At 67.7% G+C, this 13,317-nt stretch carries 13 protein-coding genes; 9 read left to right on the plus strand and 4 right to left on the minus strand.

All coding sequences use genetic code 11. From position 1 onward, the window contains the following. From VMJ11_RS04970 to ureG, 7 genes are all read left to right on the plus strand, one after another. Nucleotides 1-772: urease accessory protein UreD (locus tag VMJ11_RS04970; protein ID WP_325617492.1), on the plus strand; the 772-nt coding region annotated here is incomplete at its 5' end. A gap of 296 nt (nucleotides 773-1,068) precedes the next feature. Then, nucleotides 1,069-1,371, plus strand: a complete 303-nt coding sequence (ureA, locus tag VMJ11_RS04975; RefSeq protein WP_028214299.1) for an urease subunit gamma — start codon at nucleotides 1,069-1,071, stop codon at nucleotides 1,369-1,371. A gap of 11 nt (nucleotides 1,372-1,382) precedes the next feature. Beyond that, nucleotides 1,383-1,688, plus strand: a complete 306-nt coding sequence (locus VMJ11_RS04980; protein WP_325617536.1) for an urease subunit beta — start codon at nucleotides 1,383-1,385, stop codon at nucleotides 1,686-1,688. A gap of 45 nt (nucleotides 1,689-1,733) precedes the next feature. Next, nucleotides 1,734-3,440, plus strand: a complete 1,707-nt coding sequence (gene ureC, locus VMJ11_RS04985) for an urease subunit alpha (protein ID WP_325617540.1) — start codon at nucleotides 1,734-1,736, stop codon at nucleotides 3,438-3,440. Between the two features lie 9 nt (nucleotides 3,441-3,449). Beyond that, nucleotides 3,450-4,097, plus strand: a complete 648-nt coding sequence (gene ureE, locus VMJ11_RS04990; protein WP_325617542.1) for an urease accessory protein UreE — start codon at nucleotides 3,450-3,452, stop codon at nucleotides 4,095-4,097. Continuing rightward, nucleotides 4,084-4,764, plus strand: a complete 681-nt coding sequence (locus VMJ11_RS04995; RefSeq protein ID WP_325617555.1) for an urease accessory protein UreF — start codon at nucleotides 4,084-4,086, stop codon at nucleotides 4,762-4,764. The genes ureE and VMJ11_RS04995 overlap by 14 nt, the downstream gene beginning before the upstream one ends. Before the next feature lie 34 nt (nucleotides 4,765-4,798). Next, the gene (gene ureG / locus VMJ11_RS05000; protein WP_325617544.1) at nucleotides 4,799-5,443 is read left to right on the plus strand and encodes an urease accessory protein UreG; all 645 of its coding nucleotides are present in this window, start codon (nucleotides 4,799-4,801) and stop codon (nucleotides 5,441-5,443) included. A 103-nt stretch (nucleotides 5,444-5,546) separates the two neighbouring features. Here the strand turns inward: ureG and waaA are convergent, their stop codons facing one another. The 4 genes from waaA to VMJ11_RS05020 all read right to left on the minus strand — a co-directional run bounded on the left by waaA (nucleotide 5,547) and on the right by VMJ11_RS05020 (nucleotide 10,752). Beyond that, nucleotides 5,547-6,863 (minus strand): lipid IV(A) 3-deoxy-D-manno-octulosonic acid transferase, encoded by a 1,317-nt coding sequence (gene waaA / locus VMJ11_RS05005; RefSeq protein WP_325617546.1) that lies wholly within the window; start codon nucleotides 6,861-6,863, stop codon nucleotides 5,547-5,549. A 214-nt stretch (nucleotides 6,864-7,077) separates the two neighbouring features. Then, complete coding sequence (locus VMJ11_RS05010; RefSeq protein ID WP_325617549.1) at nucleotides 7,078-7,962, minus strand: Kdo hydroxylase family protein; 885 nt, start codon at nucleotides 7,960-7,962, stop codon at nucleotides 7,078-7,080. Between the two features lie 204 nt (nucleotides 7,963-8,166). Beyond that, nucleotides 8,167-9,168, minus strand: a complete 1,002-nt coding sequence (gene waaC, locus VMJ11_RS05015; protein WP_325617557.1) for a lipopolysaccharide heptosyltransferase I — start codon at nucleotides 9,166-9,168, stop codon at nucleotides 8,167-8,169. Nucleotides 9,169-9,357: 189 nt separating this feature from the next. Next, nucleotides 9,358-10,752 carry a phosphomannomutase/phosphoglucomutase gene (locus tag VMJ11_RS05020; RefSeq protein WP_325617551.1) on the minus strand — a complete coding sequence of 465 codons (1,395 nt, stop codon included), beginning with the start codon at nucleotides 10,750-10,752 and terminating at the stop codon, nucleotides 9,358-9,360. Between the two features lie 255 nt (nucleotides 10,753-11,007). Between VMJ11_RS05020 and VMJ11_RS05025 the strand changes: the two genes are divergently transcribed. Both VMJ11_RS05025 and VMJ11_RS05030 read left to right on the plus strand, forming a co-directional pair. Next, a complete protein-coding gene (locus VMJ11_RS05025; RefSeq protein WP_325617553.1) occupies nucleotides 11,008-12,270 on the plus strand; it encodes an oligosaccharide flippase family protein in 1,263 nt (420 codons plus the stop codon). Further along, the gene (locus tag VMJ11_RS05030; RefSeq protein ID WP_325617559.1) at nucleotides 12,270-13,109 is read left to right on the plus strand and encodes a glycosyltransferase; all 840 of its coding nucleotides are present in this window, start codon (nucleotides 12,270-12,272) and stop codon (nucleotides 13,107-13,109) included. The genes VMJ11_RS05025 and VMJ11_RS05030 overlap by 1 nt, the downstream gene beginning before the upstream one ends. Nucleotides 13,110-13,317 lie beyond the last annotated feature (208 nt).

The following is a 13,317-nucleotide window of genomic DNA, read 5'->3' on the forward strand; positions in this document are numbered from 1 at the left end:
CGTCGGGCCATTGCGCGTGCAACGCCCGCTCTACCCCGAAGGCGATGCAATCTGCCACGCGGTGATCGTGCATCCGCCCGCAGGCATCGCGGGCGGCGACCGGCTCGACATCGACGTGAACGTGGGCGAGCGCGCGCACGCCGTGCTCACTACGCCGGGCGCGACCAAGTGGTACAAGTCGAACGGCCGCGTCGCGCGCCAGCGCATCAAGGTACGCATGGGCGCGGGCACGAAGCTCGACTGGCTGCCGCAGAACAACCTGGTGTTCGATCATGCGCACGCGGAACTGGAATTCGCGCTTACGCTCGGCGCGGGCGCCACGGCCATCGGCTGGGACGCGACGCAACTGGGCCGCCAGGCCGCGGGCGAGCGCTGGTCGGCGGGCATGCTGCGCGCGCTCACGCGAGTGGCGCGCGCGGCTTCCGGCGACGAGGGTAAAGACGAACTGCTGTGGTTCGAGCGCGCGCTGATCGACGCCGCCGACCCGCTGCGCGACGCGCCACAAGGCCTCGCCGGCTACCCGGCCTTCGGCGTGCTGTGGGCGATCGGCCCCGCCTGCAACGAGGCGCTCGCGCAGGTTCTCGCGGCCACCCTGCCCTTTAACGACACGCTGCGCTCGGGCGCGAGCTGCGTGGCGCCCGGCGTGCTGCTCGTGCGCGTGGTCGCGCGTTCGATGGAGCCGCTGCAACACACGCTCGCGCAGTGCTGGACGGCATTGCGTCCGGTCGTGCACGGCGTGAAGGCCACGCCGCTGCGCCTCTGGACCACCTGAGCACGCGTCGCGCGCACCATCGCGGTGCGGGAAAGCGCATCGATGAGCAATGCCGCGACGCAGCAGTGTCAAGGGGGTGCAAAATCGCCGCGCAAACAGTGCACCCACGCTGCCCCTTTCCTGGCACACAGCTTGCTGTGAGCTTGCATCAACTCGTGCGCGCCGCGCGCAAGGCCGCAAGCTGTCCGTAAACTCGCTCCCGTAAGCTGGATCGCCGCCCGCCATGCACTTGCTGGGCGCGCATATTCGCTTCGAACAGGCCACGCCGGCAGACTTGCCCCAACCGAACCAGAACGATGAAGCTCACGCCACGCGAGAAAGACAAGCTCCTGATCTTCACCGCCGCACTGCTCGCCGAAAGGCGGCGCGCGCGCGGCCTCAAGCTCAACTATCCGGAGGCGGTCGCTTTCATCAGCGCCGCGCTGATGGAGGCGGCCCGCGACGGCAAGACCGTCGCCGAGGTCATGCATTACGGCACCACGCTGCTCACGCGCGAGGACGTGATGGAAGGCGTGCCCGAGATGATCCCCGACATCCAGGTCGAAGCCACCTTCCCCGACGGCACCAAGCTCGTCACGGTCCACCATCCGATTCCTTGAGCGAGGCGCGCATGATCCCCGGCGAAATGCTGATCGACGACGGCGAAATCGAGCTCAACGCGGGCCGCGAAACGGTCACCGTGACGGTCGCGAACACGGGCGACCGGCCCGTGCAGATCGGCTCGCATTTCCATTTTTACGAAGTGAACGAGGCGCTCTCGTTCGAGCGCGAAGCCGCACGCGGCTTTCGCCTGAACATTGCGGCGGGCACGGCCGTGCGCTTCGAGCCCGGCCAGGAGCGCACCGTCGAGCTGGTGGCGCTGGCAGGAGAGCGCGCCGTCTACGGCTTCAACGGCAAGGTGATGGGCCCGCTCTAACGGCGCCCGCCTGCACCCACGCTTCGAATTCATCAGGAATCCGACATGACATTGAAGATCGGCCGCCGCGCCTACGCGGAGATGTTCGGCCCCACGACCGGCGACCGCGTGCGTCTTGCCGACACCGAACTCCTCATCGAGATCGAGCGCGACTACACCGTCTACGGCGACGAAGTGAAGTTCGGCGGCGGCAAGGTGATCCGCGACGGCATGGGCCAGTCACAGCGCGCTCACGCCGAAGTGGCCGACACCGTCGTGACCAACGCCGTGATCGTCGACCATTGGGGCATCGTGAAGGCCGACATCGGCATCAAGGACGGCCGCGTGTGGAAGATCGGCAAGGCGGGCAACCCCGACGTGCAGCCGGGCGTGACGATTCCCATCGGCGCCGCGACCGAGGTGATCGCGGGCGAAGGCCAGATCGTCACGGCAGGCGGCATCGACACGCACATCCACTTCATCAGCCCGCAGCAGATCGACGAAGCGCTCGCCTCGGGCGTGACGACCATGCTGGGCGGCGGCACCGGCCCCGCAACGGGCACCAACGCCACCACCTGCACGCCGGGACCGTGGCACATGGAGCGCATGCTGCAGGCCGCCGATGGCTGGCCGATCAACCTCGGCTTTCTCGGCAAGGGCAACGTGAGCCAGCCGCTGCCCGCCGAGGAGCAGATCGCCGCGGGCGCGATCGGCCTGAAGCTGCACGAGGACTGGGGCTCGACGCCCGCCGCCATCGACAACTGCCTCACCGTGGCCGACGCCACCGACACGCAGGTCGCGATCCACACCGACACGCTCAACGAAGCGGGCTTCGTGGAAGCGACCGTGGCCGCGTTCAAGGGCCGCACGATCCATACGTACCACACCGAAGGCGCCGGCGGCGGCCACGCGCCCGACATCATCAAGGTGTGCGGCGAAGCCAACGTGCTGCCCTCCTCGACGAACCCCACGCGCCCGTACACGATCAACACGCTCGACGAGCACCTCGACATGCTGATGGTGTGCCATCACCTCGACCCGTCGATTGCCGAGGACATCGCGTTCGCCGAGTCGCGCATCCGCCGCGAGACCATCGCCGCCGAGGACATCCTCCACGACCTGGGCGCACTGTCGATGCTTTCTTCGGATTCCCAGGCAATGGGGCGCGTTGGCGAAGTGATCATCCGCACGTGGCAAACCGCGCACAAGATGAAGGTGCAGCGCGGCGCGCTGCCCGAAGACAACGCGCGCAACGACAATTTCCGCGTAAAGCGCTATGTGGCGAAGTACACGATCAATCCCGCGCTCACGCACGGCATCGCGCATGAAGTGGGGTCGATCGAGCCCGGCAAATGGGCCGACCTCGTGTTCTGGGAGCCGGCGTTCTTCGGCATCAAGCCTTCGTTGATCCTCAAGGGCGGGATGATCGCGCTCGCGCAGATGGGCGACCCGAACGCCTCGATTCCCACGCCGCAGCCCGTGCATTATCGCGAGATGTTCGCCACGCGCGGGCGCGCGCTCGCAAAGACTTCGCTCACCTTCGTCTCGCAGCTTTCGCTCGACAAAGGCATCACGGAGCGCTACGGGCTGCAAAAGCGCGTGGTGGCGGTGCGCAACTGCCGCAGCGTGACGAAGGCCGACATGATCCACAACGCGTGGCAGCCCTCGATCAGCGTCGATCCCGAAACGTACCAGGTGGTCGCAGACGGCCAGTTGCTCACCTGCGAGCCCGCCACGGTGCTGCCCATGGCGCAGCGTTATTTCCTGTTCTGAAGTTTCGACATGCGTACGATCGACAAACGACTCAATGCGAAGCTCGCGCCGGTGCTCGTCAAGCGCGCGCCCACGCTCACGCTGCCCTACGACACGCGCTGCAAGAGCCGCTTCGCGGCCACGCTCGACACGGGCGAGGAAGTGGGCGTGGTGCTGCCGCGCGGCACGGTGCTGCGCGACGGCGACATGCTCGTGGCCGACGACGGCGGCCTCGTGCGCGTGATCGCGGCGGCCGAAAGCGTGCTGCTCGTGCGCGCGCCGGAGCGCCTCACGCTCACGCGCGCCGCGTATCACCTCGGCAATCGCCACACGCCGGTGGAAGTGGGCGCGGACGAACTCAAGCTCGAAGCCGACCCCGTGCTCGAAGACATGCTCAAGCGCCTCGGCGCGCAGGTGGAGCGGGCCTTGCTGCCGTTTCAGCCTGAAACGGGCGCATACGGCGGCGGCCATCGCCACGGCCACGACGAAACCTTCGCCGACGACTACGCGCTCGCACAACGCGTGTACGACGAGCACCACGGGCACGCTCACGATCACGATCACGCCCACGCCCACGACCACGACCACGCCCATGATCACGACCACGGCACGGAGTGTGGACACGATCACGGTCATTGCGACGGTCACGCGCACGACCGCACCCATGAACATCGCTGAGCTCACCGCGCTGCTGCATCTGGCCTCGCCGGCGCTGCCCATCGGCGCGTTCAGCTACTCGCAAGGGCTCGAAGCGGCAATCGACGCGCAACTCGTCACGAACGCCGACGACGCTGCGCACTGGATCGCGGGCGGCCTCGCGAACGTGCTCGCGCGCGGCGAGCTGCCGTTTGTCGCGCATCAGCTCGAACGCTGGCGCAGCCACGATGCCCACGCGCTGATCGAAGCGAACGAGGAATTCATTGCGAGCCGCGAATCGGCGGAACTGCGGCGCGAGACCGCGCAGATGGGCTGGTCGCTGCGCCAGCTCTGCGCGCAGCTCGAATGGGGCGATGCGCAGCGGCGCGCCACGCTGGAGCGCATGACGCCCGTTGCGCAGCCCACGGCCTTCGCGTTCGCCGCCTGGGCTCACGAAGCCGCACCCGCGGCCGCGCTCGCCGCCTACGCGTTCAGCTGGATCGAGAACCAGACGGCCGCCGCGCTCAAGGCAGTGCCGCTCGGCCAGCTCGCGGGCCAGCGCATCATCGTCGCGCTGCGCCCTGCCATCGAAGCCGCCGTGACGCGCGCGCTCGCCACGCCGCCCGAAGCGCTCAACACCTTCGCGCCGCAACTCGGCATTCTCTCCTCGCGGCACGAATCGCAATACTCGCGGCTCTTCCGCTCCTGAACCCGCACCTCATTTCGCACGCTATCTACGAACCATGAATTCGCACGCACCCAGCAAACGAACGAAGAAACTGCCGCCGCTGCGCGTCGGCGTGGGCGGGCCGGTCGGCTCCGGCAAGACCACGCTGCTCGAAATGCTCTGCAAGGCGATGCGCGAGCGCTACGACCTCGTCGCCATCACCAACGACATCTACACGAAGGAAGACCAACGCCTGTTGACCGTCGCGGGCGCGCTTCCCGCCGAGCGCATCATGGGCGTGGAAACGGGCGGCTGCCCGCACACGGCAATCCGCGAAGACGCCTCGATCAACCTCGAAGCCGTCGACCAGATGCTCACGCGCTTTCCCGACGCGGACATCGTCTTCATCGAATCGGGCGGCGACAATCTCGCGGCCACCTTCAGCCCCGAGCTTTCGGACCTCACGATCTACGTGATCGACGTGGCGGGCGGCGAGAAGATTCCGCGCAAGGGCGGCCCCGGCATCACGAAGTCGGACCTGCTCGTGATCAACAAGACCGACCTCGCGCCGCTCGTGGGCGCCAGGCTCGATGTGATGGCAAGCGATGCGAAGAAGATGCGCGGCGAACGCCCCTTCGTCATGTGCAACCTGAAGGCGCTCGATGGCCTCGATCAGGTGATCGCTTTCATCGAAAAGAAAGGATTGCTGATCGGCGCGTGACGGGCTTCGGCGGCGCCCCGTTCGCGCCCCTTCTGCCCCCTTTTGCGCCCCTTCGCGCGTCGTGCCCGTCTACGCGACGGGCACGAGGCGGCCCGCCGGCGACTCAGATCAGCGTAGTGAGCACGTCCACCGTGCGCGCCGTCGCGCCGCGATGGCGCGACGCGAATGCCGCCGCCGCCGCGCCCATGGCGACCCGGCGCGGCTTGTCGTTGAAGAGCTCGCGCAAGGCGCGCGCGAGATCGGCGGGATCTTGCACCTGCAAGGCCGCGCCGGCTGCCGTGGCGTCGGCGGTGGCCTGCGTGAAGTTGAACACGTGCGGCCCGATCAGCACCGGCACGCCCACGGCGCACGCTTCGATCAGGTTCTGGCCGCCGAGCGGCAGCAAGCTGCCGCCAATGAAAGCCAGATCCGCCGCGGCGTAATACGCGCCCATCTCGCCCATCGAATCGCCGAGCAGCACGTTCACGTCGTGGGGCAACGCGCGCACGCCCTCGTGCGCGGCAGCCGCCGCAGCCCCGGGCGGCGCCCAGCGTGAGCGCCGTTCGAGCTTGAGGTTCCTGCGCTCGACAAGCGCAGCCACTTCGTCGAAGCGCTGCGGGTGGCGCGGCACGAGGATCAGCAGCGCATCACGCACGGCGTTGGGCCCGGATTCATTGAGCGCCGCGAACGCCTGCAGCACGAGTTCCTCTTCGCCTTCGCGCGTGCTGGCCGCGACCCACACCGGCCGCGCGCCGATCGCGCGGCGCCAGTCGCGCCCACGCGCGATCAGCGCGGGCGGGCTCGCCATGTCGAACTTGAGATTGCCGAGCACGGCCACGTTGCGCGCACCGAGCGCCGTGAGGCGCTCGGCATCGGCGGGACTCTGCGCGAGCACGCGCGTGAAGCCGCCGAACACCTCGCGCGCGCCGGCGCCGAACTTCGCCGCGCGCTTGAAGGAACGCGCCGACATGCGCGCGTTCGTGAGCACCAGAGGCACGTCGGCGCGCTTGCATTCGTCGATGAGGGTGGGCCAGACCTCGGTCTCCATCACGAGCCCGAGAGACGGACGCCATGCGTGCAGGAAACGCCGCACCGCATGCGGGATGTCGTACGGCAGATAGCAGCGCAGCACGCGCGCGCCGAAAAGCTGTTCGCCGGTGGCGCGTCCGCCCGGCGTCATGTGCGTGAGCAGGATGCGCGCGTCCGGCCGCGCCGCCAGCAATGCGTCGACGAGCGGCTGCGCCGCGCGGGTCTCGCCCACCGAGACGGCATGCACCCAGATGAGCGGCGCGTCGTCCTCGGGCAGGCGCCCCGCGCTAAAGCCAAAGCGTTCGCCGATATGCTCGCGGTAGCCGCGCTCGCGACGCGAGCGGATGAAAAGCCGCAGCACCGCGAGCGGCGCGATGAGCCACCAGGCCGCGCGATAGATCGCTCTCAGCATCTGGCCTCCGCGGCGGCCGGGGTCATGCGAAAAGCCGCGGCCACGCGGCGGCAGGCAGATACGAACAGCCAATAGGCGGATGCGTACATGCGAAAGGCAGATGCGTACAGGCAGAAGTCAGATGCGATCAGGCAAAGGCCAGTCGCGCACAGGCGCAAGCCCGACGCCGACAGCCCGCAGGCACTCATGCACATTCTCACGCTCGGGCTCGCGCTCAAACCAGTTCCTTGCCTTTGAGGCGTTCGAGAATGCCGAGCGGCGCCCATTCGGGGTGCACCATGTCCTTCACGGGCAGGAAGAAGGTCTGCTCCATCATGAACTGCCCGGACATCACCGCGTGCGAGGTATGGTCGGAGAAGCACACCCACACGCTGCCCGGCGGAAAGCCGATGCTCTCCTGCGGGCTCGTCTTCTGGTACTCGAGATCGGCCTTCATGCTGTCATGCAGGTTGAGCATCAGATGGTCGTATTCGCTGCGCGGCGACTTCGTGATGTGCAGCAGATGTTGCAGCCAGGCCGAGCCCGGAAACTGCGGCTTGATGTTGGGCAGGAAGCGCTTTGCCATGTCCTCGAACGGCTCGCCCACGCGCCACACGCGCGGCACGCCGTTAGGGTTCACGTTGGTGAACACGCGCAAAATGCGCTCGCCATAATTCGGGCGCGACGGAAACGCGTCGACGTGCAGGCGCGAATCGTCCTTGCGCCACGATGTCTGGCGCGTTTCCACCTGGTGCAGGCGCAGGCTCGTGGGCGCCACGCGCAGCTTGCCGTCGTACTCGGGAAACAAGCCGTCCACGAGCGTGCGCGCGCAGGTCTGGTAGCGCGCGATCAACGCGCGCACGGCCGACTGCGTGACGGTGTCGCCGAGCACGCCGTGCAGCGCGCCGCCGTTCGGGTCGAGGCTGATGTTCTTGCGCTTGGGGTCGGCGATCGCGGGGTCGAGCAGCGCGCGCTCGCCGCCTTCGATCGCGAAGGCCAGGTTCGGAAAATACAGCACCTTGCCCTGCTCGACCGCATCGAGCAGCGTCTCGCGCGGTTGCGAGAGTAGCTGGCCGTGCCAGTCGGCGGAAGTGACTTCGATGATCTGGGATTCGTTCATGGTCGCCCCTGGAAGCGATGGATCTGATTGCCTGCCGGTTCGTGCGGTGCGGCGCGACTCGGTGTCCGTCACGGCTCGCGCCGGCCAGGCCCTCGCGCTTGTATGTATCCGCGCGCGCCGACTCTTATACCCGCGGCCCCCGTGGCCCGCCTTGACGGGCCGCAGCCCGCGAGGCCCCCGCGCCCTTCGTGCGGCGGCGCGCCGCTACAGCAATCCGAAGCCCGCCAGCGCGCCCTTCACCTGCGCGAGCGTGGGCGGCTGGCCGGCCGTGCCGAGATTGAGGACGTGCGGCGACCAGTAGCCGCCGGTGCGCCAGGCGGTCGCGAAATTGTACAACTCGACGGTCGGGCGCTTGAGCGCCGCCGCGATGTGCACGAGGCCCGTATCCACGCCCACCGTGGCCGCTGCACCATCGATCAGCCCGACGACGGCGGGCAGCGAGAGCTTCGGTGGCACGATCGCCGCCTCGCCGAACTCGCGCGCGAGGCGCTCGCTCGTCGCGCGCTCGGCCTCGCTGCCCCAGGGCAGCACGAGCGACGCGCCGCGCCGCACGAGCGCCTGGCCCAGCTCGATCCAGTGCTGCGCGGGCCACTCCTTGTCCGCGCGCGAGGTGGCGTGCACGAATACCACGTAAGGCACCGGCAGATTCAGCCCGACGCCCGCGAGCGCCTGCGCGGCGCGCTGGGTGTCGAGGCCGAAGTCGATCTCGTCGGTGGGCGAAGGCGCGGCGAGTTCGAGCGCCCCTGCGACCAGTTGCCGCGTGCGCTCGACCACGTGGGTGCGCGGCTCGATGCGGATCGAGCGGTCGTAGAAGAAGCGCACCGGCCATTCGTAGCCGGCGCCATCGGTGCGGTTGCCGAGCCCGACGAGCGGGCCGCGCGCCCAGCTCGCCACCCACGCCGTCTTGATGAGCCCCTGGCAGTCGATCACGAGGTCGTACTTCTCGGCCGCGAGCGCGCGCCGGAAAGCGCCGATTTCGCGCCAGTTGGCAGCGGAAAACAGGCCTTTGCGCCAGCGGCGCAGCGAAAACGGAATCGCGCGGCGCACGCCGCTCACGAGTTCGACGAGCGACTGGAAGCTCTCTTCGACGAGCCAGTCGATTTGCGCGTCGGGGTACCGGCGCCGGATATCGGCGATGGCGGGCATGTTGTGGACGACGTCGCCAAGCGACGACACGCGCACGATGAGGATCTTTTGCACGCTCAAGGCAGGATAGGCGGACAGGTTCAAAGGTCCGCAATTTTAGCGCGCCGGGAACATGCCCGGCGGAGTTAAGGGAAAAAGCGGGGAGAAAGTGCGCTTTTCCGGGGCAGAAAAACGTCGCGGCGCCGGGCGGTCGAACCGCACGGCGCCGCATTCGGGCTGGCATGCACCCGCCCTGCGCAAGTCAGCGCATCAGAACGGCAGCTTGGCGTCCGGCTTCTCGGCGAGGATCACGCGCTTGAAGTCGGCCTGGATGCGCGCGAGCGCCGCGTCGTTGTCGGCCTCGAAGCGCATCACGACCACGGGCGTGGTGTTCGACGAACGCGCGAGGCCGAAGCCGTCCGGGTACTCCACGCGCAGGCCGTCGATCGTGAGGATGTCGTCGGCGCCCGTGAACTTCGCGTTCTTCTGCAGCTTCGCGATCAGCTCGAAGTTCTCGCCTTCCTCGAGCTTCAGCTGCAGCTCGGGCGTGGCGTGCGAGTTCGGCAGGCCGTTGAGCAGCGCGCTCGGGTCGGCCACGCGCGCGAGGATCTCGAGCAGGCGCGCGCCCGTGTAGAGGCCGTCGTCGAAGCCGTACCAGCGGTCCTTGAAGAACACGTGGCCGCTCATCTCGCCCGCGAGCGGCGCACCGGTTTCGCGCAGCTTCGCCTTCACGAGCGAGTGGCCCGTCTTCCACATGAGCGGCACGCCGCCCTTCTCTTTCACCCACTTCGCGAGATTGCGCGTGCACTTCACGTCGTAGATGATCTCCTTGCCCGGATTGCGCGAGAGCACTTCCTCGGCGAACAGCATGAGCTGGCGATCGGGGTAGATGATCTGGCCGTCCTTCGTGACGACGCCGAGCCGGTCGCCGTCGCCGTCGAACGCGAAGCCGATCTCGGCGTCGGTTTCCTTGAGCGCCCGGATCACGTCCTGCAGGTTCTCGGGGTGCGCCGGGTCCGGGTGGTGGTTCGGGAAGTTGCCGTCCACTTCGGTGAAGAGCTCGACGAGCTCGCAGCCGAGCGCCTTGAACAGACGCGGCGCGAGACCGCCCGCCACGCCGTTGCCGGTGTCGACGACGATCTTCATCGGGCGCGCGAGCTTCACGTCGCTCACAATGCGATCCACGTAGGCGTCGACGATGTCGTACTGCGTATAGCTGCCCTCGCCCGCGTCGAAGCGGCCCGCGACGATGCGCTCATGGAGCGCGAGGATCTGGTCGCCATAGATGGCCTTGCCGCGCAGCACCATCTTGAAGCCGTTGTAGTCGGGCGGATTGTGGCTGCCCGTCACGACGATGCAGGAATCCACGTTCTGCTCGCCGCCCACGAGCTTGAGCGGCACGCTCGCGGCGAAGTAGCCCACGGGCGTGGGCACCATGCCGACGTCGACCACGTCCACGCCCGCCTCGCACAGGCCGTCCGCCAGCGCGCGCGACAGTTCGGGACCGGAGAGCCGGCCGTCGCGCGCGATCACCACGGCCTCGCCGCCCTGCGCACGCACCTCGCTGCCGAACGCGCGGCCGATGGCGCGCGCGGTGTCGGCGTCGAGCGTCTTGCCGATCACGCCGCGAATGTCATATGCCTTGAAAATCGATTTCGAAATCATGTCGGGTTCACCGTGCTAATGGAGATTCGGAGAATTCGGCCTGTTCGCAACAGGTCAGGCGGCTGACAGCCTTCGCCGTTACGAAGAGTGGGATCCGTTACAAACTATAATTGCCGTTTTTCGGCAGTGGTATGCACCCATTTTAATGCTTCGCCGTCCGCTTTCATCGCCAAAATATTCGCAAATAATGGCCGCCAGCCTGCGCACGCCGCATGCCCGGCTTTTTTTCGGCCCTTCCTGCCGCGGCGAGGCTCGATGCTGAGCGTCAAGCGTTTCGCCAACCCCGACGTTGCGCGCGCGTTTGCGAACATCGTGTGGCTCGGCCTCGAGCGCGTCACGCAGATCGCCGTCGCCATCGCCATCAGCGGCGTGCTCGCGCGCTACTTCGGCCCCGATGTGTTCGGCAAGTGGCAGTACGCCAACACGCTGCTGCTCGTGCTCGCGCCCATCACGTGGGTGTGCGGCGCCGAGATTCTCGTGCCCACCATCGTCAGCCGCCCACCGCAGGAACTCGGCACGGTGCTCGGCAGCGCGTTCGCGCTGCGCATCGGCGTGTCGGCGATGGCGCTCGTCGCGACCTGGGCCGGCATCGCGCTCCGCGCGACCGATCCGCTCGTCGGCGCCATGCTCGCCGGGCTCGCGGTGACGATGCTGTTTCGCGAGCCGTTCGTCGGCGTCATCAACGCCTGGCTGCAGAGCATGACGTATAGCAAGCCGCAGTTGCTCGCGAGCATGACGACCGCCGTGATCAAGGCCCTGCTCGTGTTTCTGCTCGCGCGCGCGGCGTTCGCGCCCGCCGCCTTCGGCTGGCTCTGGGCGCTCGAATCGGCCGCGATCGGCGCGGCGCTCGTGCTCTATTTCCGGCGGCGGCACGGCGGCAAACTCGGCTGGCACGTGGACCGCTCGCTCTTCAGGCATTTCGCGACGGCGGGCACCGTGTTCTGGCTCGGGCTCATCTGCATGTATCTGTTCCTGAAGCTCGACCGCCTCATGCTCGAGCACACGATCTCGTTCGCCGATCTCGGCCGCTATTCGGCCGCGCAGCAGCTCAACGAGAACTGGATCACGCTCGCGCTGATGCTCTCGCAAACCATCGCGCCCGCCTTCGTCTATCGCGTGCAGCAGACCGCGCAACTGCGCCGCAACCTCGCGCGCCTCTTCGCGATGACGGCCGCGCTCATGGTGGCGGGCGCGCTCGTGCTCGACGCGCTCGCGGGCTTCATCATCGGCCGCGTGTTCGGGCCGGACTATGAAAGCGCGATCGGCATTTTTCGCTGGGCCGTGTGGCTTTCCGTTCCCGCCGGGCTCGAAGCCATCGGCAACCTCGTCGTGCTCAAATATCAGGCGAAATTCGTGCTGCTCGCGAAATGGCTGCTCGCGCTCGCCGTGGCATTCGCCGTGAATCTCGTGGCGATCCCGCGGCTCGGCTCGTATGGCGCGCTGTGCGGGCTCGCAGCGGGCTATCTCGCGGCAGCCTGCGTGAACCTCTACTACATCCGCTTCAAGCTCGCTTCATGATGAATTCCGCCGCTCTGCCAACGCGGGAGGCACGCGAGGGCGCGCTCGCCGACGTCGCCGTGCTCATGCCCGCCTACAACGGCCAGGACGATGTCGCCCGCACGCTCGCCTCGTTCGATGAGGACGCAACCATTTACGCGCTCGTAGTCGACGACGGCAGCGCAGTGCCGATCGTCGCGCCCGAAGTGCCTGGCATGTGCGTGGAGGTGTTGCGCATGGCGAAGAACGGCGGTATCGAGCGCGCGCTGCAGGCCGGCATCGAGGCACTCGCGGCGCGCGGCTTTCGCTACGCGGCGCGCATCGACGCAGGCGATCTCGCCGCGCCGCAGCGTCTTTCGAAACAGCGCACGCGGATGGAAGCCGAGCCGGGGCTCGCTGCGCTCGGCACGTGGACGCAGGTGGTCAATCGCGCGGGCGATCCGCTCTTCATGCTGCGCCCGAGCGCCGATGCGCGCGCGCTGCGCCGCACACGCCTCCTGCGCTCGCCGCTCGTGCATCCCTCGGTGATGCTGCGCGTGGATGCCGTGATCGAGGTGGGCAACTATCGCGTGAAGTATCCGGCTGCCGAGGACCTCGACCTGTTCCTGCGCCTGATGGAGCGCTACGACTGCGCGAACCTGCCCGAGCTCGGGCTTTACTACGAGCTGAACGAAGGCGGCATCAGCGCGACAAAGCGGCGGCGGCAGATCGTCTCGACGTTGCGCCTGCAACTGCGCTATCTGAACGTGCTGAACTGGCGCGACTGGGCCGGCATCGCGAAGACCGCGCTGCACTTGGTGACGCCGTATCGCACGTTGCAGAAGCTCAAGCGCGCAGTCTTCGCTCGTGGCAACGGTTGACATCCTCCTCTCGCCATAGCAGCTATAGCGAGGGGATTCCTGCCGCGTCTGAAACGATACTCCCCATCTCAGATCGCCTCGGCGAGTTCCTGCCTCACGGAGCGGCCCGACTGCGCCGGCACGGGGTTCAATCGCTCCACAGGCTGCAACACGGCGTCCCCCCCGCGGCAGAATGTTGATCGCACCGACTAGATCGGCGATGTCCTCG

Source organism: Paraburkholderia sp. (assembly GCF_035501035.1).
Taxonomy (GTDB): Bacteria; Pseudomonadota; Gammaproteobacteria; order Burkholderiales; family Burkholderiaceae; genus Paraburkholderia.